This window comes from Flavobacterium sp. SM2513 (assembly GCF_050908145.1).
Lineage (GTDB): Bacteria > Bacteroidota > Bacteroidia > Flavobacteriales > Flavobacteriaceae > Flavobacterium.
Genome location: NZ_CP194228.1, coordinates 1,531,124 through 1,553,569 on the forward strand (window position 1 = coordinate 1,531,124; position 22,446 = coordinate 1,553,569).

At 36.1% G+C, this 22,446-nt stretch carries 24 protein-coding genes; 14 read left to right on the forward strand and 10 right to left on the reverse strand.

The features are described 5' to 3' along the window. The first annotated feature begins 37 nt into the window (after positions 1–37). The 4 genes from ACQ5J2_RS06075 to ACQ5J2_RS06090 are packed head-to-tail and all read left to right on the forward strand — an operon-like array spanning position 38 to position 1,073. Positions 38–223: a hypothetical protein gene (locus ACQ5J2_RS06075; protein WP_432672840.1), complete on the forward strand. Its 186-nt coding sequence runs from the start codon at positions 38–40 to the stop codon at positions 221–223. Continuing rightward, a complete protein-coding gene (locus tag ACQ5J2_RS06080) occupies positions 211–537 on the forward strand; it encodes a hypothetical protein (protein WP_432672841.1) in 327 nt (108 codons plus the stop codon). The genes ACQ5J2_RS06075 and ACQ5J2_RS06080 overlap by 13 nt, the downstream gene beginning before the upstream one ends. A 42-nt stretch (positions 538–579) precedes the next feature. After that, positions 580–768, forward strand: coding sequence for a hypothetical protein (locus ACQ5J2_RS06085; RefSeq protein ID WP_432672842.1), 189 nt, complete (start codon positions 580–582; stop codon positions 766–768). Next, positions 747–1,073 (forward strand): hypothetical protein, encoded by a 327-nt coding sequence (locus ACQ5J2_RS06090; protein WP_432672843.1) that lies wholly within the window; start codon positions 747–749, stop codon positions 1,071–1,073. The genes ACQ5J2_RS06085 and ACQ5J2_RS06090 overlap by 22 nt, the downstream gene beginning before the upstream one ends. On the opposite strand, the gene ACQ5J2_RS06095 is transcribed toward ACQ5J2_RS06090, so the two are convergent. Continuing rightward, positions 1,066–1,743 carry a peptidoglycan DD-metalloendopeptidase family protein gene (locus ACQ5J2_RS06095; RefSeq protein ID WP_432672844.1) on the reverse strand — a complete coding sequence of 226 codons (678 nt, stop codon included), beginning with the start codon at positions 1,741–1,743 and terminating at the stop codon, positions 1,066–1,068. The two genes, ACQ5J2_RS06090 and ACQ5J2_RS06095, sit on opposite strands and share 8 nt — an antisense overlap. Positions 1,744–1,812: 69 nt before the next feature. Further along, entirely contained in the window at positions 1,813–2,688 is an 876-nt protein-coding gene (gene fabD / locus ACQ5J2_RS06100; RefSeq protein WP_432672845.1) for an ACP S-malonyltransferase, read from the reverse strand. A gap of 155 nt (positions 2,689–2,843) precedes the next feature. Here fabD and ACQ5J2_RS06105 point away from each other — a divergent pair, with 155 nt between their 5' ends. Then, positions 2,844–4,475 carry a hypothetical protein gene (locus ACQ5J2_RS06105; RefSeq protein WP_432672846.1) on the forward strand — a complete coding sequence of 544 codons (1,632 nt, stop codon included), beginning with the start codon at positions 2,844–2,846 and terminating at the stop codon, positions 4,473–4,475. 85 nt (positions 4,476–4,560) lie between these two features. On the opposite strand, the gene ACQ5J2_RS06110 is transcribed toward ACQ5J2_RS06105, so the two are convergent. From ACQ5J2_RS06110 to purT, 4 genes are all read right to left on the reverse strand, one after another. Next, positions 4,561–5,088, reverse strand: coding sequence for a YceI family protein (locus ACQ5J2_RS06110; RefSeq protein WP_432672847.1), 528 nt, complete (start codon positions 5,086–5,088; stop codon positions 4,561–4,563). 80 nt (positions 5,089–5,168) lie between these two features. After that, complete coding sequence (locus ACQ5J2_RS06115; RefSeq protein WP_432672848.1) at positions 5,169–5,885, reverse strand: pirin family protein; 717 nt, start codon at positions 5,883–5,885, stop codon at positions 5,169–5,171. A 78-nt stretch (positions 5,886–5,963) separates the two neighbouring features. Then, positions 5,964–6,539 carry a Crp/Fnr family transcriptional regulator gene (locus ACQ5J2_RS06120; protein ID WP_432672849.1) on the reverse strand — a complete coding sequence of 192 codons (576 nt, stop codon included), beginning with the start codon at positions 6,537–6,539 and terminating at the stop codon, positions 5,964–5,966. 37 nt (positions 6,540–6,576) lie between these two features. Continuing rightward, on the reverse strand, positions 6,577–7,737 hold the full coding sequence (gene purT / locus ACQ5J2_RS06125) for a formate-dependent phosphoribosylglycinamide formyltransferase (protein WP_432672850.1): 1,161 nt from the start codon (positions 7,735–7,737) through the stop codon (positions 6,577–6,579). Positions 7,738–7,889: 152 nt separating this feature from the next. On the opposite strand from purT, the gene ACQ5J2_RS06130 reads away from it, so the two are divergent. The 3 genes from ACQ5J2_RS06130 (at position 7,890) to ACQ5J2_RS06140 (ending at position 8,954) form a co-directional block, all read left to right on the forward strand. Next, positions 7,890–8,264 (forward strand): RidA family protein, encoded by a 375-nt coding sequence (locus ACQ5J2_RS06130; RefSeq protein ID WP_432672851.1) that lies wholly within the window; start codon positions 7,890–7,892, stop codon positions 8,262–8,264. Between the two features lie 65 nt (positions 8,265–8,329). Continuing rightward, positions 8,330–8,551, forward strand: coding sequence for a hypothetical protein (locus ACQ5J2_RS06135; RefSeq protein ID WP_432672852.1), 222 nt, complete (start codon positions 8,330–8,332; stop codon positions 8,549–8,551). After that, positions 8,529–8,954: a PIN domain-containing protein gene (locus ACQ5J2_RS06140; RefSeq protein ID WP_432672853.1), complete on the forward strand. Its 426-nt coding sequence runs from the start codon at positions 8,529–8,531 to the stop codon at positions 8,952–8,954. Before ACQ5J2_RS06135 ends, ACQ5J2_RS06140 begins: the two co-directional genes overlap by 23 nt. A gap of 74 nt (positions 8,955–9,028) precedes the next feature. Here the strand turns inward: ACQ5J2_RS06140 and ACQ5J2_RS06145 are convergent, their stop codons facing one another. Beyond that, positions 9,029–10,216, reverse strand: a complete 1,188-nt coding sequence (locus tag ACQ5J2_RS06145; protein ID WP_432672854.1) for a pyridoxal phosphate-dependent aminotransferase — start codon at positions 10,214–10,216, stop codon at positions 9,029–9,031. 193 nt (positions 10,217–10,409) lie between these two features. Beyond that, positions 10,410–11,510 (reverse strand): fatty acid desaturase family protein, encoded by a 1,101-nt coding sequence (locus ACQ5J2_RS06150; protein WP_432672855.1) that lies wholly within the window; start codon positions 11,508–11,510, stop codon positions 10,410–10,412. Between the two features lie 118 nt (positions 11,511–11,628). Between ACQ5J2_RS06150 and rsmG the strand changes: the two genes are divergently transcribed. The 6 genes from rsmG to pdeM all read left to right on the forward strand — a co-directional run bounded on the left by rsmG (position 11,629) and on the right by pdeM (position 20,588). Further along, entirely contained in the window at positions 11,629–12,258 is a 630-nt protein-coding gene (gene rsmG / locus ACQ5J2_RS06155; protein ID WP_432672856.1) for a 16S rRNA (guanine(527)-N(7))-methyltransferase RsmG, read from the forward strand. Between the two features lie 904 nt (positions 12,259–13,162). Continuing rightward, the gene (locus tag ACQ5J2_RS06160; protein ID WP_432672857.1) at positions 13,163–14,326 is read left to right on the forward strand and encodes a DUF3095 family protein; all 1,164 of its coding nucleotides are present in this window, start codon (positions 13,163–13,165) and stop codon (positions 14,324–14,326) included. A 381-nt stretch (positions 14,327–14,707) separates the two neighbouring features. After that, positions 14,708–15,778: a ligase-associated DNA damage response exonuclease gene (locus ACQ5J2_RS06165; protein WP_432672858.1), complete on the forward strand. Its 1,071-nt coding sequence runs from the start codon at positions 14,708–14,710 to the stop codon at positions 15,776–15,778. After that, positions 15,778–17,397 (forward strand): ATP-dependent DNA ligase, encoded by a 1,620-nt coding sequence (locus ACQ5J2_RS06170; RefSeq protein ID WP_432672859.1) that lies wholly within the window; start codon positions 15,778–15,780, stop codon positions 17,395–17,397. Before ACQ5J2_RS06165 ends, ACQ5J2_RS06170 begins: the two co-directional genes overlap by 1 nt. Continuing rightward, positions 17,398–19,857, forward strand: coding sequence for a ligase-associated DNA damage response DEXH box helicase (locus tag ACQ5J2_RS06175; protein WP_432672860.1), 2,460 nt, complete (start codon positions 17,398–17,400; stop codon positions 19,855–19,857). An 83-nt stretch (positions 19,858–19,940) separates the two neighbouring features. Further along, positions 19,941–20,588 carry a ligase-associated DNA damage response endonuclease PdeM gene (gene pdeM / locus ACQ5J2_RS06180; RefSeq protein WP_432672861.1) on the forward strand — a complete coding sequence of 216 codons (648 nt, stop codon included), beginning with the start codon at positions 19,941–19,943 and terminating at the stop codon, positions 20,586–20,588. Positions 20,589–20,597: 9 nt separating this feature from the next. Here pdeM and apaG read toward each other — a convergent pair whose 3' ends face one another. Beyond that, positions 20,598–20,984 (reverse strand): Co2+/Mg2+ efflux protein ApaG, encoded by a 387-nt coding sequence (apaG, locus tag ACQ5J2_RS06185; RefSeq protein WP_432672862.1) that lies wholly within the window; start codon positions 20,982–20,984, stop codon positions 20,598–20,600. A gap of 85 nt (positions 20,985–21,069) precedes the next feature. Further along, positions 21,070–22,326 (reverse strand): DUF5103 domain-containing protein, encoded by a 1,257-nt coding sequence (locus ACQ5J2_RS06190; RefSeq protein WP_432672863.1) that lies wholly within the window; start codon positions 22,324–22,326, stop codon positions 21,070–21,072. Positions 22,327–22,446: the final 120 nt, after the last annotated feature.

The window sequence follows — 22,446 nt, forward strand, 5'->3', positions numbered from 1 at the left end:
GATATAATTCCTTATCTTTAACTCTAAATTTTTTGCGATGAAAGACGAAAACATAAATAAAAAAGAAGTTTCAGAACCCAAAACGGAATACGAAACCCCCAAAACGACTAAAGGAATTGGGAAGGATTTTGAGTTGCAAGAACGACTCAAAAAGGGTTATACATCAGAAGAGTTTTTGGCTGAAATGAATAAACGAATACGTAAATATCCTTGGAAAAAATAATTTACGACAAGCGTGTAGCAGATTATCTAGATGATTTGGTCTATGATTTGTTTAAGCAGGACTATTTCAGTTATTATGAAAATGCTGAAAACTATTTAACTAAAATAGTTTCCTTCGTCAGTTTAAATATTCACACTTTTCCACACAAATCAACTCCAAACCCTTTGCTTTATCTGGGGTCAAACTACATTTTCTACAAATCAAATGCCCGAACCACGTGGTTCATTTTCTTTGAACATTTCGATGAACACTATTTTATCACAGGAATACTGAACAACCATTGCGAAGAAGCACGGTTTATTGGAACAAATTGAAAAATGATATAATTCCTTATCTTTAACTCTAAATTTTATGCGATGAAAGACGAAAACATAAATAAAAAAGAAGTTTCAGAACCCAAAACGGATTATGAAACCCCCAAAACGACTCAAGGAATTGGGAAGGATTTTGATTTTGAAAAGGAGTTAGCCAAAGGCTTGACTATTGATGAAGCTAGAAAACTATCTAAAAAATTACTTGATAAATGGTGGATAGAAAAGGTGTAATTATCAAGCTTGAAGTTATTTATTTTTTAGACCGCCTAATTGAGCAATTGTATCATTTTGACTACTTTTCATACAAAGAAAATGCGGCATTTTATATTGAGAAGATTTATGAATTTATCGAAAATGACATTCATACTTTTCCTCATAAATTAACTCCAAACCCTTTGCTTTATCTGGGTTCAAACTACATTTTCTACAAATCAAATGCCCGAACCACTTGGTTCATTTTCTTTGAACATTTCGATGAACACTATTTTATCACAGGAATTTTAAACAACCATTGCGAAGAAGCACGGTTTATTTAATCTTCAATAATAAATTCGGGTCGGGACAATTTTCTTTATAAAATTCCAGTTCCTTCTTTGAACTAACACCCGGATAGTCGCCTTTTTTTCCTTGCATATCATTGATAATTTGAAAATGTAAATGCGGTGCATAATCGCCATTAACAGGAGGCGCTCCAAGCGTTCCAATCATTTCTCCCTTCGCTACCTTTTGTCCTTCGGCTTTACCTTGCAAACTTTCCAAACTCAAATGACCGTATAAGGTATAAAAAGTACAATCGTCAATGTGGTGTTCTAAAATTAGAGCTGGGCCATAATCGCCCAAAGCCATATTGTTTTGAAAACTGTGAATGGTTCCATCCAAAGCTGCTAAAACAGGTGTTCCTGCTTTTATCCATAAGTCCAAACCAATGTGAATATTTCGTTCTTCGATATCGATGTCTTTAAAAACAGTACTTCTTTTATATAAATTTCGGTGTTCTAAATAGCCTCCATAAGCAACTTTGGCTTGGCTTGTTGAAAAGTAATTTTCCACAAATTCTTCGAAAGCTTTTGAATCTGTCAAAGGTAAATCTAGTAAATCGGTAGTCGTGGCTGACAAGTCGAACGCAATGTAATCTGCATAGTCAATTTCGGGAGCGATGACTTTAACGTTCGTTTGCTTTTGTAGTATTTCCTGTAATGTAGTCATGTTGTTTTAATTTGAAAATCCCCATCTAAAAAGCAGATGAGGATTTGTAAGATATAATTTTAAAGTGAATTAAGCAGAAAATACAGGTAATTCCTTGTTGATTTTACCCACCAAGCCAATCAGCACTTTTCCTGGACCCACTTCGGTAAAGGAGCTCGCTCCATCGGCAATCATGTGCTGCACCGTTTGCGTCCATTTTACAGGAGCCGTCAACTGGATGATTAGGTTTTTCTTGATTTCATTGGCATCCGAAACCGCCGTTGCCGTTACATTTTGATAAACGGGACAAATCGGTTTAGAGAAAGTAGTGGCTTCAATTGCAGCAGCCAATTCTTCGCGAGCCGGCTCCATCATTGGCGAATGAAAAGCACCACCAACAGGCAATAGTAACGCTCGTTTGGCACCAGCCGCTTTCATGGCTTCACAGGCTTTTTCAACGGCAGAAGTTTCGCCAGAAATTACCAATTGACCTGGACAATTATAGTTTGCCGCCACAACAATTCCGTCGATTGAAGCACAAACTTCTTCCACCACATTGTCTGCTAATCCTAATACAGCCGCCATTGTAGAAGGCTTGATTTCGCACGCTTTTTGCATGGCCAAGGCTCTTTGTGAAACCAATTTCAATCCGTCTTCAAAGGATAAAGTTCCGTTGGCCACTAATGCAGAAAATTCACCTAAAGAATGTCCAGCCACCATTTGTGGTTGAAATTCTTCGCCTAAAGTTTTGGCTAAAATAACTGAGTGCAGGAAAATAGCAGGTTGCGTTACCTTCGTTTCTTTCAATTGTTCGGCAGTTCCTTCAAACATGATGTCTGTGATTCTAAAGCCTAAAATTTCGTTTGCCTTTTCGAACATTTCTTTGGCTAAAGCCGAATTATCGTATAAATCTTTACCCATTCCGGTAAATTGAGCGCCTTGTCCTGGAAAAATATATGCTTTCATGCTTGAATGTTTTATAAATTGGAAAACAAAAATAATGTATTTTATCAATTCAACCCAATTAATCCCTCGTTTTGAAAGGGATTAAAAAACTATAATGGTAATAACTGTAACATGTTGCCTAACTTGCGACTTATTAAGTAACCAAAAACACAGTTATGAAAAAAATATTCGCAAGTATCCTCTTAGTTATCGTTGCATTTTGCTTCTTTTATTTCGGTCAGCCGGTACTAAATTATGGTTTCGTGCAGATGCCCGTTTTAATCGGATTTTTACTTTTAATTGGCATTGTACTCTTTACAAAATTAGCCATAAATCCTGCCAATAAGCAGTTAGTTATTACTGAGAAACCGAGTAAAATTTTCAAAATATTGATTGTTCTAGTTTTAGCGTATGTTATAATTTTGCCATTAGCCACATCATTGCCGATGTTTAGAAGCGAATCGTACCGCAATTTAATTGGCGAAGTGAAAAATGGCAACGATTTGAAAAATCACATCGCTCCGATTTCTTTAGACGAGATTAGAGTAGTTGATGAAAGATTGGCAATGCTCTTGGGCGAAAAAATCATTGGTTCGCAACCTTCTTTAGGGAGTCAGGCAGAAATTGGGGATTTTACTATTCAAAAAGTCAATAACAAACTCTATTGGGTTGCCCCACTTTTGCATACTGGATTCCTAAAATGGATGAACAATAGCGAAGGAACTCCGGGTTATGTAATGGTTTCGGCAACGAATGAACGCGACGTGAAATTAGTGCAAGAAATCAACGGAAAACCGATAAAAATCAAGTTCCAGCCGGAAGCTTTTTTTGGTTCAGAAATCGAAAGACATGTTTATTTTAGCGGATATACTACGACTGGTCTAACTGATTTTAGTTTTGAAATTGACGATGCTGGAAATCCATTTTGGATTGTAACCACTTATAAAAAAGAAATCGGTTTTGGCGGAAGCAATGCCACCGGAACACTTATTGTAGATGCTCAAACGGGAGTTATTACCCAATATTCGACGGAAGAAACGCCTCTTTGGGTAGACCGAATTCAACCGATTCATTTCATCGAAGAACAGCTTTCAGATTGGGGCGAATACGTGCAAGGCTACTGGAACTGGTCTAACGAAAATAAATTACAAACGACAGAAGGTTTGACTTTAGTTTACGGCGAAAATCACAAATCGTATTGGTACACCGGACTTTCTTCTGTTGGAAAAGAGGAATCCACTGTTGGTTTTGTTTTGGTGGACACTCGAACGAAAGAAACTACCTATTATAAACAAAGTGGTGCTACCGAATATGCGGCTCAACGTTCAGCTGAAGGAAAAGTGCAAGAAAAAGGATACCATGCTTCCTTGCCGATACCGTATGTAGTTAATAACATTCCAACCTATGTAATGACGTTAAAAGACGATGGTGGATTGGTCAAAATGTTTGCCATGGTTTCCATTAAAGATTATACCATTGTTGGAGTTGGAAATACCATGCGGGAAACGCTAATGTCTTACAAAAACGTGTATAATATGGCGGATAACGGCATGGATGCGAAAAGTTTGACGTCAAAGAAAAATCTAACTTCTGTAATTACACGAATTTCAAATGACATCAAGAACGGAAATAGTTTTTATTATTTTATGGTAAAGGACAATCCGGCTATTTTTGTAGGTTCGTCACAATTGTCTAATGAGCTTCCCATTACGAATATTGGAGACAGTATTCAAATTCATTTTGACGTAGATATGGAGCAAATAATTGATGTATCTGATTTTGACAACCTTTCCATTGGGAAGAAATAAATACAAAGAAACCCTGTTTTATAGTTTTAAAACAGGGTTTCTTCTTTAAAATAAAAGGTTTTTAGCTAACTAAACCTCTTTTGAATTATTGCTTTAAAAGTTGCAATTCGATTTCCAACTTCACTTCTTCGCTTACTAATACGCCACCAGTTTCAAGTGCTGAATTCCAGTTCAATCCCCAATCTTTACGGTTGATTTTTCCTGAAATATTCAATCCTGCTTTAGTGTTTCCCCAAGGGTCCGTCATCAATCCGCTGAATTCTGCTGGGAATTTTACAAATTTAGTAATACCGTGCATACTTAAATCTCCAGCGATTTCGTAATCGTCGCCTGTTTTGTTGAATGAAGATGCTTTGAAAGTTAATTTTGGATTTTTTTCTACATCGAAGAAATCAGCACTTTTTAAGTGTGTATCTCTATCGGCATTGTTGGTGTTAATTGAATCAATATCTGCTGAAAATTCGATTGTCGCATTGGTAAAATCAGCTTCATCAGAGATAATGGTTGCCTCATATTTTTCGAAATTTCCTTTTACATTCGTAAACATCATGTGTTTTACTTTGAATCCTATTGCTGAATGTGTTGGGTCAATTGCCCATTTAGTTGTTGACATAGTTATTATTTTTTTATGATTATTTGATAGTATAAAGATAAAGTGTTTGATTTCCAGGGCACTTAATCTAGGTTATGAAATTATACGTTCATCGGAATTTCCATCACCAGAAACTTAGCTGCCGTATTTGCTTTAATTTCAATTTCAGATGCATTCGAAATTCCAATAGCATCTCTAGTTGAAAGTTTTTCTCCATCTACTTCAATTTCACCTTCAATATTCATAATGTAAAAACCATTTCCTTCTTTTTTAAGGGAAAGTTTTTTATTGAAATCTTTGTCAAAATCACTCATATAAAACCAAGCGTCCTGATGAATCCAAACGCCTTCATCGTCTGCATTTGGAGACAAAATTTGTGCAAAATCATTCTTCTCAAGCGATTTGTCTAATGTAATTTGTTGGTACCGTGGTGTTACATTTTGCTTATTTGGAAACAACCAAATTTGAAATAATTTAGTTCGAATATCTTTATTGGGATTAAATTCAGAATGTTGAATTCCCGTTCCAGCACTCATAACTTGAATGTCGCCGGTTTTAATCGTTTCGGCGTTGCCCATATTATCTTTGTGGGCCAAATCGCCTTCAAGCGGAATCGTAATGATTTCCATATTATCGTGACCGTGGGTTCCAAAGCCCATTCCGGCTGCAACAGTGTCGTCGTTCAAAACACGTAAAGTTCCAAACTGAACGCGGTTTGGGTTGAACCAACTTCCGAAACTAAAACTGTGGTAAGCATTTAACCAACCGTGGTCGGCATGTCCTCTTGAATCTGCGGTATGTATAACTGTATTTTTCATGTTGTAAACTTTTACTTATTTATATAGTACAAATTTACAACTCTTTGAAACAAAGTGTGCTTAACCTAGATTAAGAAATTATTTTCGCAACATTCGGGATTTCATCTTGCTGAAAAATTCAGGAGTAACTCCTATATAAGAAGCGATTTGTTTTTGGGGAAGAAAAGGGAGAATGGAGTGAAATTTTTTACTGAACTTATCATAACGTGCTTCAGCTGTAAAAGTCAAGTTATTGATTAACCGTTGTTGATTAGCAATCAAAGAATTTTCAATTAAAATTCTAAAGAAACGTTCCATTTTAGGAACTTCAGAATAAAGTTTTTCCTGGTTCTCTTTGGTCAAGATAATGACTTCTGCATCTTGATTAACTTCAATGAAAAGTTGGCCCGGACGTTGCGAAAGATAACTGTACATGTCGGCCATCCACCATTCAGGACAGGCAAAACTTACTACGTGTTCTACACCATTTTCGTCTACGGTATAACTTCTCATAATACCTTCGGTCACAAAATACGACTGGGTACAAACTTCATCCGCTTTAAGCAAAACGGTTTTGGACTTAAAAGTTTGTACTTCCGTTAACGACAAAACACGTTCTTCTTCTTCAGGAGTCAAAGTAACGTGTTTTGCGATATTTTTAAGTAGTAAATTCATTCTTTAAAAGTAAATAAAATTAAAGAATGAATGAAAATTATTTTAATTCAACCAATTTTGCCGCGGCAACAGCTCTATCCACTATTTCTTCAATCTGCGTTTCTAAAGTATCAGAGGTTAAGGCAACTCCCATTCTTCGATAAGGCCGACTTGTTTTTTTACCAAAGATTCTAAAATCAGTTTTCGGTAAAGCAGCAATTTTTTCTAAACCTTCGTAAGCAATGTGTTCTGAATTTTCTTTTGCAGCAATTACGGCACTTGCACCTGCTTTTTCAAGTTTGATTTCGAAAATAGGAAAGCCTAAAATCGCCCGAAGATGCAATTCAAATTGATTGAAATTTTGCGTTCCCGCCAAAGTCACCATTCCCGTGTCGTGAGGTCTTGGCGATAATTCGGAAAAATAAACGCCGTCGTCGGCTAAGAAAAATTCAACACCAAAAATACCAGCTCCACCCAAAGCTTCGGTTACTTTTTCTGCCATATCTTGTGCTTCAAACAAATCTTTGTCTGAAATTAGAGCCGGTTGCCAACTTTCTTGGTAATCGCCGCGTTCTTGTCGGTGGCCAATTGGAGCACAAAAAAGCGTTGGATTATTATTTTGTGTTACCGTCAAAAGTGTAATTTCTGAATTAAAATTTACAAACGCTTCCACAATTACTTCTACCACGTCACCACGCGAACCTTCAAGTGCATAATTCCATGCTTTCTCAATATCAGCTTCAGTTTTTATGGTAGATTGTCCTTTTCCAGACGAACTCATTAATGGTTTTACCACGCAAGGCATTCCTACTTCGGTAACTGCTTTTTGCAATTCTTCGGCAGTAGTTGCATATTGGTATTTAGCTGTTTTTAAACCTAAATCTTTCGCCGCCAAATCCCGAATGGCTTTACGGTTCATCGTGAAATTTGCCGCTTTCGCCGAAGGAACAACAGTAATTCCTTGTTTTTCATAATCGTAAAAACGTTCAGTTCGAATGGCTTCAATTTCAGGTACAATATAATCAGGTTTATGTTTGGCAACTATTGCATCTAAAGCTGTTCCGTCAAGCATATTGATGACTTCAAAACCATTGGCAACTTGCATCGCTGGTGCATTTTCGTAACTGTCAACAGCAATTACCGTTTGACCAATTCGTTGTGCTGCAATTGTGAATTCTTTTCCAAGTTCACCGGAACCGAGTAGTAGTATTTTTGACATGTCAATGGAATTTAATTTTCACAAAGATAAATTTTGTAAAATTAAATTAGAAAATAATCTCTAACGAATACCATTTGCAATTTAGCTTTGCGGAAAATAAACGAAATTTGTTACGATTTTATAAAATACTAACAACTAATTAAACTTAAAACATGTTCAAAAAAGAATATATTCATCCCAATGCAGGATTTTCTCAAGTTGTGGTTGTAGAAACTGAAAACACCAAAACCCTGCATATTTCGGGTCAAATAGGAATTGGTAGTGATTTGGAATTACAAACCCTTGATACATTCAAAAATTTAGAAAATTTACTAACGGAATGTGGCGCGACGTTTCAAGATGTGGTAAAAATGAACACGTATATTGTAGATTTTAACCCAGAAATTGACTTACCTATTTACAGAAAAGTGCGAAAAGATTTTCTTGGCGAAAGCAATTATCCAGCGAGTACTTTAGTGGGCGTTTCGATTTTAGGAAATCGAGATTGGCTGATTGAGATTGATGCGGTAGCGGTTATACAGCTTTAATAAAATGAATCGCCGAATAACTTTGTGGTGTTTTTTGTATCTTTGAGTATAAAATAATAGAAATTATGACTTTAGTATTAGACAGCACTTCGAAAAAGAAACTTTTACTATTGAAAGAACTCGCTTTAGAAATGGGAGTTAAGGTAACGGAAATGCCGACAAAATCAGTTGAAAAAGAAACTGAAAAGGCAGCTATTTCTGATTTGTCAAAAAAAGTAAACAAGTCGATGACCAAGAAACTTTTTGCTAAATTTGATATCGATTATGATAGTTATAACCGACAGTAATATTCTTTTTAGTGCATTAAAAAGTCCAAATGGGACAGTTGCAAAAATACTTACTTCTAAAAGTAAGATTCAGTTTTATGCTCCAAATTATTTAATCGAAGAAATAAAAAGACATTCTGGAAAAATTTCTGATAGGAAACAGGACGTTTTAAATAGATTGGAAATTTTATTAGAAAAAGTAGAAATTATAGATGTAGCTGCAATTCCGAAAGACAAAGTTCTTCAAGCTATTGAAATTGTAAAAGACATTGATATTGATGATGCGTTTTTTGTAGCATTACATTTATTCAAAAAACATAAAATCTGGACTTCGGATAAGGCTTTAGTAAAAGGTTTGGAAAGCAAAGGTTATAAAATTTGCGTTACCACAAGTGAATTAAAATTAAAGTTATATAAGAAATAAATACTCTTTTCTAAAACTAATAAACCCCGAAATCTTAAAAATTTCGGGGTTTCTATTTTATATAAAATATCAATTTACACTAGCGCTTTCTTTATTCTAGTAAACGCTTCCGTCAATTGGTCTTCGCTTGTTGCATACGATAATCGCAAGCAATTTGGGTTTCCAAAAGCTTCACCTGTAACGGAAGCTACATTGGCTTCTGCCAAAAGATACATGGCAAAATCAGTGGCATCTTTGATTTCAGTTCCATTTAAAATTTTTCCGAAATAAGAGGAAACATCAGGGAATACATAAAAGGCTCCTTCTGGAATATTTAATTTTAAACCTGGAATATCTTGAATTAATTTTACCACTAAATCTCTTCGACTTTTAAAAGCACCAACCATTTCGTTTAAAACACTTGGGTCGGCTTCAACAGCTGCAATCGTTGCTCTTTGTGCAATAGAATTCGCACCAGAAGTAACCTGACCTTGCATTTTTGTACATGCTTTTGCAATGAATTCTGGAGCTCCGATGTAACCAATTCTCCAACCTGTCATAGCAAATGCTTTTGCTACACCATTCACCGTAATCGTTTGGTCAAACATTCCTGGAATTGATGCAATACTGCAGAACGTTCCAGAGAAATTAATGTGTTCGTAAATTTCATCAGAAACTACGTAAATCGTTTGTTCTTGTGCCAAAATCACTTTCGATAAAGCCGTCAATTCTTCACGGTTAAATACAGAACCACTAGGATTGCAAGGCGAACTGTACCAAATCATTTTTGTTTTTGGAGTAATCGCAGCTTGCAATTGTTCCGGTGTGATTTTGAAATCGGTTTCCACAGAAGTAGGAACTTCTACTGGAATTCCACCCGCCATTTTTACAATTTCATAGTAAGAAACCCAGTAAGGTGCCGGAAGGATTACTTCGTCACCTTCGTTAATCATTACTTGAGCAATATTATACAATGATTGTTTGGCTCCAGTAGAAACAACCACATTTGCTGGTGTATAATCCAAGTCATTATCGCGTTTGAATTTCTTACAAACGGCTTGTTTTAAATCCATATAACCATCCACTGGCGAGTACGTACTGTAATTTTCGTCTATTGCTTTTTTCGCAGCTTCTTTGATAAAATCAGGCGTGTTAAAATCAGGTTCACCTAAACTTAAACTGATGATATCTTTTCCTTGTGCTTTCAATTCGCGTGCTAAAGCCGCCATTGCCAAAGTTTGTGAAGTGGAAATTTTATTAATTCTATCCGATAATTGATTCATGGAATAAAGTTTAAAATGTTAGTATTTGTTTACAAATATAAGGCTTTAGTTCAAATTACATCGAAAGAAAACCACGTCTTATTTTTTATAAAATAAAAAATCGGCAACTAGATTTTTTACATCCGTGCCGATTGATTTTTAGTATTAAATTCAAAATATTTAATACGTATTTTGTAGAATTTAGAGTATCTAATTAAGCTACCAACATTGGTTTTTGCCCTAACTCCTTCAAGTGTTTAAAATGAGCAACTACAGCAGCAGTCATCGTTTGAAATTCATGATAAGGAAGGTCGCATTCCTTTGCGGTTTGCTTCACGATTTCAGCAATTTTACCGTAGTGAATGTGACTGATATGTGGAAATAAATGGTGTTCAACTTGGTGATTCAAACCACCTGTAAACCAATTTACGATTTTGTTTTTTGGAGCAAAATTAGCCGTAGTATACAATTGGTGAATAGCCCAAGTGTTTTCCATTTCGCCTAATTCGTTTGGAGACGGGTTGGTAGTTTCATCCACAACGTGAGCCAATTGAAATACAATACTTAAAATCAAACCAGCCGTATAATGCATAACTAAAAAGCCTAGTAAAACTTTCCACCAAACAATTCCAATAACAATTGGTAAAACCAACCACACTGAAATATAAATAATTTTAGTTATCACCAGAACGGTCCATAATTTCGTAGGGTTTTGTGGTTCGCCATACGATAATTTACGTTTCAAATACGCTTTCATTTGCTTCCAATCGGTTGTTAAAGCCCAGTTGAAAGTCAATAATCCGTAAAGAAAAACAGAGTAATAATGTTGAAATTTGTGGAACTTATACCAAGGCGCTTCTTGCGTAAATCGGATGATTCTTCCCGCATCTAAATCCTCATCATGTCCGTGAATATTCGTATAAGTATGGTGCAAAACATTGTGTTGCACTTGCCAGTTGTGTACATTTCCAGCCAAAATATAGATGCTTCCACCCATAAATTTGTTAAGCCACGTTTTGTTCGAATACGAACCATGATTTCCGTCGTGCATTACATTCATTCCAACGCCAGCCATACCAATTCCGATAACGATAGATAATAAAAGCATAACCCAAAATGGCATGTTTTCTATCGTTAAAATTAAAAAGTAAGGTGTTAGAAACAAAACAAACATCACAACTGCCTTTAAATGCAGTTTCCAGTTTCCAGTTTTTTGTATGTTGTTTTCTTTAAAATAAGCATTCACTCTTGAATTTAACGTTCGGAAAAATTTAAGACTGTCTCTTTTTGAAAACGTGGGTATGTTGGTATTCATATAGTATTTAGATGTAAAAATAAACGACTTCAAAGATAAAAAATAATAAAATTGAAAACGCCACACAAAGGTTAAATATTTGCCTTTAAAATTAGTTACTTTTGTAAAAAAGTTTAAAATGGAAGAAATTACCACTTATTTTCCTAATCTGTCTGATGTTCAGAAGCAACAGTTTCAAAAATTAGGCGAATTATATCCCGAATGGAATGCCAAAATCAACGTGATTTCACGAAAAGATATCGACGAATTGTACACCAAACACATATTACATTCGTTAGCAATCGCAAAAATCCAACCTTTTGAACCCGGAACCTATATTTTAGATGTCGGTACAGGCGGTGGTTTTCCAGGAATTCCATTAGCGATTTTATTTCCCGAAACACGCTTTTATTTGATTGATATCATTGCTAAAAAAATAAAAGTAGTACAAGCCGTTGCCGAAGCTTTAGAACTTAAAAACGTAAAAGCAGAACAAATGCGTGCCGAAAACGTAAAAGGCGATTTCGATTTTATCGTGAGTCGTGCCGTAACCAACATGCCGGATTTTGTTTCTTGGGTCAAAACCAAAATCAAAAAGCAAAACAAACACGCACTCAAAAACGGAATTCTCTACCTAAAAGGAGGCGACTTAACCGAAGAACTAAAAGATTTTCCAAGTGCCAAAGAATACAACATCACCGAGTTTTTTGAGGGTGAATTCTTCGAAACCAAGAAAGTTGTGCATTTGCCTTTGAAGTTTAAAGCATAACCCCATTCAAATCTAAAGAATACAATTCAATAATTCAAATAGCAGTAATCCTTTTTGGAGCGAATCGATAGTGTTTTTTAGGTTTCCATATTCCCGCCTTCCTTCCATCCCGATGAAAAATCGGGATTCCCTCCAGTCGGGGCTAAGCGAGTTTCCTGGGTTTATTTTGTGATGGTCTGGGTTTTGAGGAAAAGAATTTACATCAGGCACAACTTTGTCACTCTGACGAAGGAAGGGTCACATCACGTTTCCAGTAATATCTTCACAACTATTAGTCATGTAGTCACGCCTCAGAAACTCATTCCATTGTAATTTAAACGCCTTCTACCACACCAATTTTCTTCATTTCTTCACTATGAATACAAGCTGCCAAAACCAAAAAAGTACTTTCCAAAAATAGAAACACACTTTCAAAACCGAAAACAACCTTTCAAAACCGAAAAAGTACCTTTCAAAACCTAAATAACGTGTTTCAAAAAAAACAATTGTATTTATCGAATGGTAAAACATATTTATTGAGTGGTGAAACTTATTTATTCAATGGTAAGAAGTATTTATCGAATGGTAAATTTCATTTATTGAATGGTGAAACTTATTTATTCAATAGTAAAAGATATTTATCGAGTGGTAAATTTCATTTATTGAATGTTGAAACACTTTTCTCTCATCGCAAAATCCATTTTTGAGACTGGACAGAATTTTGTGTAAACTCTTTTCCTGAAATAGGAACTCTTTTTTTTATAACATTTTTTGATTCAAAACTTGTTCGTAACAGAAAAAACCCGCACCTTTAATCCCAAACACCACATTCAGCCAAGAGATTATACATATAACGTATATGTATAATCACCTTGGAACTACTCTAATACTCAACAAAACTAGGTTGCTTAAATAATTTTCGTAAATGAGAGAATTTGAATTCTATAACGACCTAAAAAGTTCAGGAAATAGCCTGATAGACTTGTTAGCTTACGAAAGGCGTTTTACAAACATTCCTGCCACTTGGCATGTCGTAGTGGTAGATATTCAAAACTCCACTCAAGCCGTTGCAGATGGCAAGCACCACCAAGTAAATCTTACCGCAACAGGGGCCATAATTTCGGTGCTTAACTTGCTTCGAAAAGAAAAACAAACGACAGAAATACCTTATTTTTTTGGCGGAGACGGGGCAACATTTATAGTTCCATCCCTGTATCTAGATAAAATTGTAGCGACGTTAGAAAATTATAGTTTGCATATAAAAAGAAATGCCAATCTGACCCTAAGGGTAGGACACGTTTCTGTGCATAGTTTAGTAGCGCAAAATGCGACACTCAAAATAGCTAAACACAAACTAACGCAGCAATTATCTATCCCCATCGTTCTAGGTAACGGATTAAAGAAGGCAGAAGAAATTATTAAGAATAATTTTGTAGAAAATGATGTAAAACTATTCGAAAAAGACCTCCTAAATCTGCAAGGAATGGAATGCAGGTGGAAAAGAATAGACCCCAATCAAACCCAAAACAAAGTAGTTTGTTTGCTATTAGATTCCGTAAATGAAACCGACCAACGTCTTTTGTACAGCGAAGTAATTGCCCAAATGGATATTTTTTTTGGTGAATTTATTAGTAGACAACCTATAAAAGCCAACAGATTACGACTCAATTTTAATATTCTTACCATTTGGGAAGAGATGAAAATTACGCTGGTAAATCAAAATTGGTTTTATTTAGTAAAAAACTGGCTGTCTACACTAATTGGCAAGTTCTATCTAAATTTGACGCCTAATGGCAAACAATATTTGCAACAAATAGGGCAGCTGTCCCATACGTTCATGCTCGACGGAATGATTAATACTATTTTTGCCGCCAATCAGGACAAAATTGACTTGTTCATAGATTACCTCAATCGGTTAGAACAAGAAAAGAAAATAATCTATGGCATCCATATTACCCATGCCTCAGTAATGTCGTGCTATGTTATTGACAGAAAAACGAAGCACTCCCACTTTGTCGACGGCACAGAAGGAGGATATACTACCGCTGCAAAAATGTTTAAGGCAAAACTGCGAAAGCGTACTATTTAAATCTGAACAGCACCATTAAATACATACAACTGAAGGACGTTATATCTTCATGCAAAAACCGTCCTACAACCCAGCTGATGTGTTTATTGCTATCATTAACACCACATTTACCCCCGTTTTATGTGTATATAAAGCATTGAAAAGTGATAAGTTTTAATGCTAATTCTCACCTTTCAATCTTAGGCAATAGTTAAACTTCCTACAATTTCGTTTTCATTTTCATCAAGTAGTTTTAAATTTAATCTGTGTCTAATTCTAATTACAATGCACAGTGTTTGGCGCTTTTGTATGAAATTTTAAAATTAAATAGACCTGAACTATTTAGTTCAACCCCTAAGGTCTTTCTGAGAAATAAAGATAATACCAATAAAAACAAAACCCATGGCGTCACCCTTACTTGAATTTAACGACAAAGGCATCTACTGTTCCCAAGCCGACGTATATCTCGACCCTTGGAAACCGGTGAAAAACGCCCTCATCACCCACGGTCATGCCGACCATTCGCGATGGGGAAACGAACGTTATATTACGCATTCTAGTAATGTTCCCATCATCAAACACCGACTCGGAGTGACCAACGTTATTGGGAAAGAATGGAACGAAACCTTCATAATTAATAATGTAAAATTCTCTTTTCATCCTGCGGGACATATTATTGGTTCGGCTCAAATTCGGGTAGAGCACAAAGGCGAAGTTTGGGTCTTTACTGGCGATTATAAAACAGAAGATGATGGTATTTCGGTTCCTTATGAAGTCGTAAAATGCCAAACATTTATAACCGAATGTACCTTTGGATTACCCGTTTTCAAATGGTTACCTCAATCCCAAGTAATGAATGATGTCAATGAATGGTGGGCTGAAAACCAAGCAGAAGGCAAAACATCCGTACTCTTTGGCTATTCTCTAGGAAAAGCACAACGCCTACTCAAATTTCTAGACCCAAACATAGGAAAAATATATACCCATGGCGCCATCGAAAATATGACGCAAGTGCTTCGTGCCCAAGTCGATTTTCCTGAAACTACTTTAATTACTCGGGAAACTAAGAAAGAGGAACTGCTAGGAAACATCGTTTTGGCTCCGCCAAGTGCTCACGGAAGTACTTGGATTAGAAAAATGACGCCTTATGTGACCGGTTCGGCAAGTGGATGGATGGCGTTTCGAGGAGCAAGAAGACGAAGAGCAGTCGACAAAGGTTTTGTGTTAAGCGACCATTGCGATTGGCAAGGATTACTTGAAAGTATTTCTGCAACCGGTGCCGAAAAAGTAATTGCCACCCACGGTTACAGCGATTTATTTTCCAAATACTTACGTGAATTAGGCTACGATGCCCGAACTGCAAAGACCCAATACGAAGGGGAAGCGGGAGAAATTAGCGGTAAAGGAGAAGGTGAAATGGAAAGTGAAGAAGCACAGCCTGAAGTATTAAAAGTCAAAAACCTGCTTACGTAATGAAAAGTTTTGCCAATCTTATTCGAATCCTCGACAGCACTAATAAAACGAATCTAAAAGTGGAAGCCTTGACGGAATATTTCCGACAAGCTCCACCAGCTGATAAAGTCTGGACGATTGCTTTACTGTCGCATCGTCGGCCACCAAGGCCGGTTAACACAACACTTTTACGCCTTTGGGCAAATGAATTGGCGAATATACCGATGTGGCTTTTTGAAGAAAGTTACCACATTGTTGGCGATTTAGCGGAAACGATTGGTTTGATAATTCCCACCACAGATAATAGTACCGATAAAAGTTTGACGACTTTCCTCGAAGAAATCATTGCACTAAAAAAGAAATCAGAAGAAGAAAAGAAAGCCTATTTGCACGAAAATTGGTTGGCTTTAAATTATTACGAACGTTTTGTCTTTACTAAATTAATCACCGGAAGCTTCCGAATTGGCGTCAGTCAAAAGTTAATGACTCGTGCTTTGGCGAAAGCCGAAAACCTAGACGAAGATGTATTGGCATATAAATTAATGGGCAACTGGGAACCGTCAACAATTAGCTTTCAGGAATTAATTTTAGACGAAAAAAGCAGTGATTTCATTTCAAAACCGTATCCATTTTATTTGGCGTATCCGTTAGAAATGGATATCCAAGAATTAGGAAGTCCCACAGATTGGAGTGCCGAACACAAATGGGACGGCATTCGTTCACAAACCATCATTCGCGACGGACAGATTTTTGTATGGAGTCGGGGAGAGGAATTAGTGACCGATAAATATCCCGAATTTGGCGCCTTCGTAAATGCAATTCCCGACGGAACGGTTTTAGATGCAGAGATTTTGCCTTTTCCAAACGACGATATCGGAACGTTCAATGATTTGCAAACCCGAATTGGTCGTAAAACGGTAAGTGCAGCTTTGTTGAAAAAAACGCCTGTGATTTTAAAAGTATATGATATTTTAGAATGGAAAAACAAGGATATTCGGGAAACGGCTTATCAAGAAAGACGAGCAATTTTAGAACAATTATTTCTAGAAATTAAAGATAAAGGATTGCCTATACGACTTTCAGAACGAGTGCAATTCGCTACTTGGGAAGAATTAACTGAAGAACGAACTCGCTCCCGAGAAATGAAAAGCGAAGGCTTGATGTTAAAGAAAAATGATTCGCCTTATCTCGTTGGACGAAAAAAAGGAGATTGGTGGAAATGGAAAATCGCGCCATTAACCATTGATGCGGTTTTAACTTACGCTATGCGAGGTCACGGAAGAAGGTCCAATTTATTTACGGATTATACCTTTGCCTTATGGCAAAATCAGGAAGATGGAACCCGGGAATTAGTTACGTTTGCCAAAGCCTATTCCGGACTTACTGATGCCGAATTTAGAAAAGTAGATGATTTTATCAAGAAGAACACGCTCGAGCGTTTTGGTCCGGTGCGAAGCGTGACGCCACAATTGGTTTTTGAAATTGGGTTTGAAGGTATTGCACTTTCCAAACGGCACAAAAGTGGCATTGCTACACGGTTTCCAAGAATTTTGCGTTGGCGAACGGATAAAAAAATCGATGAAGCAAATTCTATTGAAGATTTGAAAAGTATGATTGTTGGTAATGAAATTGAGGATTAAATGACACAAAAAGAACTAATTGATATTGGAAAATCTTTCTTTCAACGCCAAAGTTGGAATCCTTTCCCGTTTCAATTAGAAACGTGGAAAGCTTTTTTGAAAGGTAAAAACGGCTTGCTTCATGCGCCAACAGGAAGTGGGAAAACATTTGCACTTTGGATTCCAATCGTATTAAATTACATTCGAAAAAATAAAAATTACAAAGAAAAAGCACCTCCTGGATTAAAAGCAATTTGGATTACACCTTTACGAGCGTTGTCTATTGAAATCAAACAAGCGGCAGAAAAGATGATTCTTGATTTGGAATTGCCTTTAACGGTTGGCATTCGGTCGGGAGATACTTCGGCTTCAGAACGAGCGAAACAGAAAACAAAAATGCCCGATTTGCTAATTACAACTCCCGAAAGTTTGCAATTATTACTGGCTACAAAAGGTTACGAAAAGATATTTAAAAACTGCGAAGCCATTGTTATTGACGAATGGCACGAATTATTAGGAACCAAAAGAGGCGTTCAAATGGAGTTGGCGCTTTCGCGATTGAAAACGATTGTACCAAAGTTGCAAGTTTGGGGCATTTCGGCAACGATTGGTAATTTGGCGCAAGCCCAAGAAGTGTTATTTGGCGTCAATCAAAATCCAGCGGAAACGGTTTTGGTAAGTGCCAATATCAGTAAAAAGATTCGTGTGGAATCCATATTGCCAGAAAAAATGGAAACTTATCCGTACCGCGGCCACATGGGTTTGCATTTATTAGACCAAGTAGCGGAAATAATTCGCGGTAGCAAAACGACCTTGGTTTTTACGAATGTTCGATCGGCTTGTGAGTTGTGGTTCCAAAATTTACTCGAGAAATATCCCGAGTTTGCTGGTGAAATGGCAATGCATCATGGAAGCATTAGTAGAGAAACGCGCCATTGGGTGGAAAATGCCATCCGAAATGAAGAATTAAAAGTAGTAGTTTGCACGTCAAGTTTAGATTTAGGAGTCGACTTTGCCCCTGTAGAATCTATTGTGCAAGTTGGAAGCCCGAAAGGAGTTGCAAGATTTTTACAACGTGCTGGAAGAAGTGGACATCAACCCGGAAAAGAAAGTCGCGTTTATTTCTTAGCTACATATGCGATGGAATTGATTGAAGCTTCGGCATTGCGAAAAGCAGTAAAATTAGGTTTAGTTGAAGATCGAGTTCCGTATTTGAATAGTTATGATGTGTTGATTCAATATCTAAATACTTTGGCGGTTTCGGATGGGTTTTATCCCGACGAAATTTTTAAAGAAGTAAAATCAACGTTTTGTTTCCAATATATTACCAAAGAAGATTGGCAATGGATTTTGAACTTTTTGGTTTATGGAAGTCAAAGTTTACAAGCCTACGATGAATTCAAAAAGGTAGAATTGGACGAAGATGGATTGATGATAATTAGAAGCAGGCGAACAGCAATGCACCATCGAATGCAGATAGGAACGATAGTTGGCGATGCTTCGATGATAGTAAAATTTTTGAGCGGAGGCTATATTGGTTCAATTGAAGAATCATTTGCTTCTCGATTGCAACCGGGCGACACTTTTATTTTTGCTGGAAAAAAATTGCAGCTTTTTGCAATTAAAAATATGCAAGTGTTGGTGCAAAAAGCGCCTGCTGGAAGTAAATCAAAAGTAGTAAGTTGGTCTGGCGGCCGGATGTCCTTTTCGGCACAAATGAGCGAATTGCTGCGTCAAGAAATTCATTTGGCAAACCAACCTGAAGAATTATCAGTAGAATTAAAAGCTTTAGAAGTTGTATTTAAGAGACAAAGAAAAGAATCAATTATTCCAAATGCGGATGAATTTTTAATTGAAACTTTTAAAACTCGGGAAGGTTATCATGCCGTTTTTTATCCTTTTGAAGGGCGATTTGTGCATGAAGCAATGGCGTCTGTTCTTGCCTATAGAATGAGTCTGTTATCGCCGATTACTTTTTCATTAGCATTTAATGATTACGGTTTCGAATTGTTATCCGATCAAGAATTTTCCATAGAAGATTTGTTAGACAATAATTTATTATCGACATCTTACATTCATGCGGATTTGCAACAAAGTTTAAATGCAACCGAAATGGCTCGACGAAAATTCCGAGACATTGCTGTAATTGCGGGATTGGTGTTTACCGGAATGCCTGGAAAAGCGGTCAAGACAAAACATTTGCAAAGCGGAACACAATTGTTATTCGAAGTGTTCAAGGATTACGAACCTGACAATTTATTATTGCAACAAGCTTATCGAGAGACGTTTGAACATCAACTTGAAGAAGGCCGACTTTTATTAGCTTTGGAACGAATTGCGAAACAAACCATTGTAGTGAAGGAATGTTTAAAGCCAACGCCGTTTAGCTTTCCAATTATCACCGATCGCTTGCGCGAAAAATTATCAAGCGAAAGCTTGGCGGAACGAATTAAAAAAATGACGGCTTCTTATTTGAAGTAACAAATTGAATTCAAATTTTAATTTGTGAAAATTAGCTTAATTTGCGGTTAAAAATTACACAGTTCGAAAATCGAACAAATCATATGACTTTAGAAACAACAATCAATGACCAATTATTCACCATGCATTCTAGCGGTGCTTTATTTTGGAACGAGAAAAATACTTTATTAATTGCCGATGTTCATTTAGGAAAAGTGACTCATTTTAGAAAAAACGGTTTCGCAATTCCTAACGATGCTTTGCATAAAAATTTTGAAAAGTTAATTGATATCGTAGATTTTTTCAACGCCTCAACCATCCTTTTTCTCGGTGATTTATTTCACAGCACAAAAAATAGCGAGTGGGATTTATTTGTCGAATGGTCAAAGGAATGTACTTGCGAGCTAGTATTAATTGCCGGAAATCACGACATTATTGATTCAAATAATTATGAAAGTAACGGCATTCAAGTAGTTGAGTATTTACGAATGGATGATTTTCTACTTACCCATCATCCTACAGAAATAGAAGGAATGTTCAATTTTTCAGGACACATTCATCCCGGAATTGTATTGCGAGGTTTAGGACGAGGTCATTTGAAGTTGCCGTGTTTTTTTCAACGTAAGCACCAAATGATTTTGCCCGCTTTCGGCGCTTTTACCGGTTTGGGAATTATGAAACCAAGAGAAGGGGACTCCATTTTTGCAGTAACGAAAGACGAAATAGTTTTGATTAAGAAAGCAGAGAATTGATTTTTTAAATTAATTTAATGCAAAAGGAGCACTCAGTTTAAAGGTGGGGACAATTACTTTAAACTTTTTAGTTGAGGTAAAATTAATCATATTGAAGTAACCTCTCATCGCTCCAAAAGGAGATGATAATAAGCAACCCGATTTGTAGGTATGACTTTCACCTGGTTTAAGTACCGGTTTTTTTCCTACCACTCCTTCTCCAATCACCGTTTCTCTATCATTAAGAGAATCGAAAATTTCCCAAAATCTAGAAATTAACTGAACAGAATCTTTACTGTGGTTTTCGATTGTAATTTGGTAAGTAAAGGCAAAGTTGACCTTGTAGTTTTTAAAATAAGTTCCTTCAAAACTAGTCAAAACGGATATTTTTATGCCTCTTGTTATTTGCGTAACCATACTTACTTTTACTTGGCGTGTTTGAAACACTTGTTGTTAATGGGTATAAAATTACTTAAAAAAGAAAGGGAAACCAAATTTTAGCTTAATTAGTAATATTTTCTGAATTAGCGATTCCTTTTCCGATAACCTTATCGTAACGTTGCCCGTTTTCACGGTAGTAAATAAGTGCGGTATATTGATTTTCAGTTTGATAAAAATTTCCATCGATTGCATTTTCTTCATCTACATTTCCGTTTTTATCGGCAATTTGATATTGGAAATTAGTAAAACCTTGTTTGATAAACAACGCTTTTTCGTATAGGCCAGTTTTTGTATTCAGCTCCATTTTATTTTCATCAGCTAAGGTATAATTATTAAACATACCGTTGACGAAAATATTTTTTTTACCAAAATAATCAGGAGCCGATAGACTGAAAAATACCCAAGCATAGTCGGCTTCTATATAATTATTTTCAGCATTAAAATTTCTTACAAAAAAGTTTCCATTTATATCTGGGAAAAAGGTGTATAATTGATTTTTACGAGCTTGATTGGTATATAAAATCGAATTATAAGTTTGATTGGAAGTTACTCGGCCCACGGTGTTGTTTACTCCACGAATGTCCTTGTTGTCAAAATTTAGAAATTCATTCCCACCCCAAAATTGGGTTTCACTATCATATTTATAAATTAAATCGTTGCCAATAGTGTACATTGGTTTTACATTTTTGATTGCCGTATTGAAGTTTCCATTTTGCAAAAGCATAATTTTCACGTTTTGTAACGGATTTTGAAACTGTACCGTTTCTGATTTTACAGAAAACTCTAAATTTTGTTTGTATTCGATAAGTTTCCCGTTTCGTGCTCTTTTAACTTCCATTGGAACAGAGACTAAATTTTCATACAAAATAAATTTTCGAGAAAAAACGACTTCCTTGCTGTTATTTAAAATCGTTAAAATATAGTTTCCAGTTACTATAAATCGAGTAAGTTTATTGGGAAAAGATAACGTGTAATGCGAATACAGCTGTAAGGTGTTGAAAGAGTTTTCATACGATTGAATCCGTTGGTCGTCAAAACCATCAATGTATTCTGATTTTGAAAGCTGTGACTCGTTCCAATTGTAATCGCAATGCGTTAGGGTATAAAAATAGTTCGCTTCGTCGCCAAATAAATCGTCAAACTGAAACTGAAACCCTTCTCTCAAGTTGAAAATGGGTACTACGTTAGCGCCATTTTGGACGAAAGTCGCCGTTTTAATGTTATAAGGAGGAATAATTTCAGAAATTTGAGCTTGAAGTAAATTTGGAATAAATAAAATCCAAATTAGAACCGACATGACTTGTTTTTGGGTAATCATAAAGTTTGTTTTTCTACTTTGTAAATATAGTTATTTCCTTTAATATGTTGTCTCTTAAATGCTAGGGTTTTCAACAGTTGAACACATTTTTCAATTTTTTTGTTAAAGCAAACATAATAA

Excerpts from the sequence above, each read along its gene's own strand:
- fabD (WP_432672845.1), bottom strand. The coding sequence starts at position 2,688 with ATGAAAGCATATATTTTTCCAGGACAAGGCGCTCAATTTACCGGAATG.
- ACQ5J2_RS06190 (WP_432672863.1), bottom strand. The coding sequence starts at position 22,326 with ATGATTACCCAAAAACAAGTCATGTCGGTTCTAATTTGGATTTTATTT.
- pdeM (WP_432672861.1), top strand. The coding sequence starts at position 19,941 with ATGACTTTAGAAACAACAATCAATGACCAATTATTCACCATGCATTCT.
- ACQ5J2_RS06120 (WP_432672849.1), bottom strand. The coding sequence starts at position 6,539 with ATGAATTTACTACTTAAAAATATCGCAAAACACGTTACTTTGACTCCT.
- ACQ5J2_RS06140 (WP_432672853.1), top strand. The coding sequence starts at position 8,529 with ATGATAGTTATAACCGACAGTAATATTCTTTTTAGTGCATTAAAAAGT.
- ACQ5J2_RS06150 (WP_432672855.1), bottom strand. The coding sequence starts at position 11,510 with ATGAATACCAACATACCCACGTTTTCAAAAAGAGACAGTCTTAAATTT.
- ACQ5J2_RS06110 (WP_432672847.1), bottom strand. The coding sequence starts at position 5,088 with ATGTCAACAACTAAATGGGCAATTGACCCAACACATTCAGCAATAGGA.
- ACQ5J2_RS06175 (WP_432672860.1), top strand. The coding sequence starts at position 17,398 with ATGACACAAAAAGAACTAATTGATATTGGAAAATCTTTCTTTCAACGC.
- purT (WP_432672850.1), bottom strand. The coding sequence starts at position 7,737 with ATGTCAAAAATACTACTACTCGGTTCCGGTGAACTTGGAAAAGAATTC.
- ACQ5J2_RS06105 (WP_432672846.1), top strand. The coding sequence starts at position 2,844 with ATGAAAAAAATATTCGCAAGTATCCTCTTAGTTATCGTTGCATTTTGC.
- rsmG (WP_432672856.1), top strand. The coding sequence starts at position 11,629 with ATGGAAGAAATTACCACTTATTTTCCTAATCTGTCTGATGTTCAGAAG.
- ACQ5J2_RS06135 (WP_432672852.1), top strand. The coding sequence starts at position 8,330 with ATGACTTTAGTATTAGACAGCACTTCGAAAAAGAAACTTTTACTATTG.
- ACQ5J2_RS06145 (WP_432672854.1), bottom strand. The coding sequence starts at position 10,216 with ATGAATCAATTATCGGATAGAATTAATAAAATTTCCACTTCACAAACT.
- ACQ5J2_RS06165 (WP_432672858.1), top strand. The coding sequence starts at position 14,708 with ATGGCGTCACCCTTACTTGAATTTAACGACAAAGGCATCTACTGTTCC.
- ACQ5J2_RS06160 (WP_432672857.1), top strand. The coding sequence starts at position 13,163 with ATGAGAGAATTTGAATTCTATAACGACCTAAAAAGTTCAGGAAATAGC.
- ACQ5J2_RS06170 (WP_432672859.1), top strand. The coding sequence starts at position 15,778 with ATGAAAAGTTTTGCCAATCTTATTCGAATCCTCGACAGCACTAATAAA.
- ACQ5J2_RS06095 (WP_432672844.1), bottom strand. The coding sequence starts at position 1,743 with ATGACTACATTACAGGAAATACTACAAAAGCAAACGAACGTTAAAGTC.
- ACQ5J2_RS06130 (WP_432672851.1), top strand. The coding sequence starts at position 7,890 with ATGTTCAAAAAAGAATATATTCATCCCAATGCAGGATTTTCTCAAGTT.
- ACQ5J2_RS06090 (WP_432672843.1), top strand. The coding sequence starts at position 747 with ATGGTGGATAGAAAAGGTGTAATTATCAAGCTTGAAGTTATTTATTTT.
- ACQ5J2_RS06075 (WP_432672840.1), top strand. The coding sequence starts at position 38 with ATGAAAGACGAAAACATAAATAAAAAAGAAGTTTCAGAACCCAAAACG.
- ACQ5J2_RS06085 (WP_432672842.1), top strand. The coding sequence starts at position 580 with ATGAAAGACGAAAACATAAATAAAAAAGAAGTTTCAGAACCCAAAACG.
- apaG (WP_432672862.1), bottom strand. The coding sequence starts at position 20,984 with ATGGTTACGCAAATAACAAGAGGCATAAAAATATCCGTTTTGACTAGT.
- ACQ5J2_RS06115 (WP_432672848.1), bottom strand. The coding sequence starts at position 5,885 with ATGAAAAATACAGTTATACATACCGCAGATTCAAGAGGACATGCCGAC.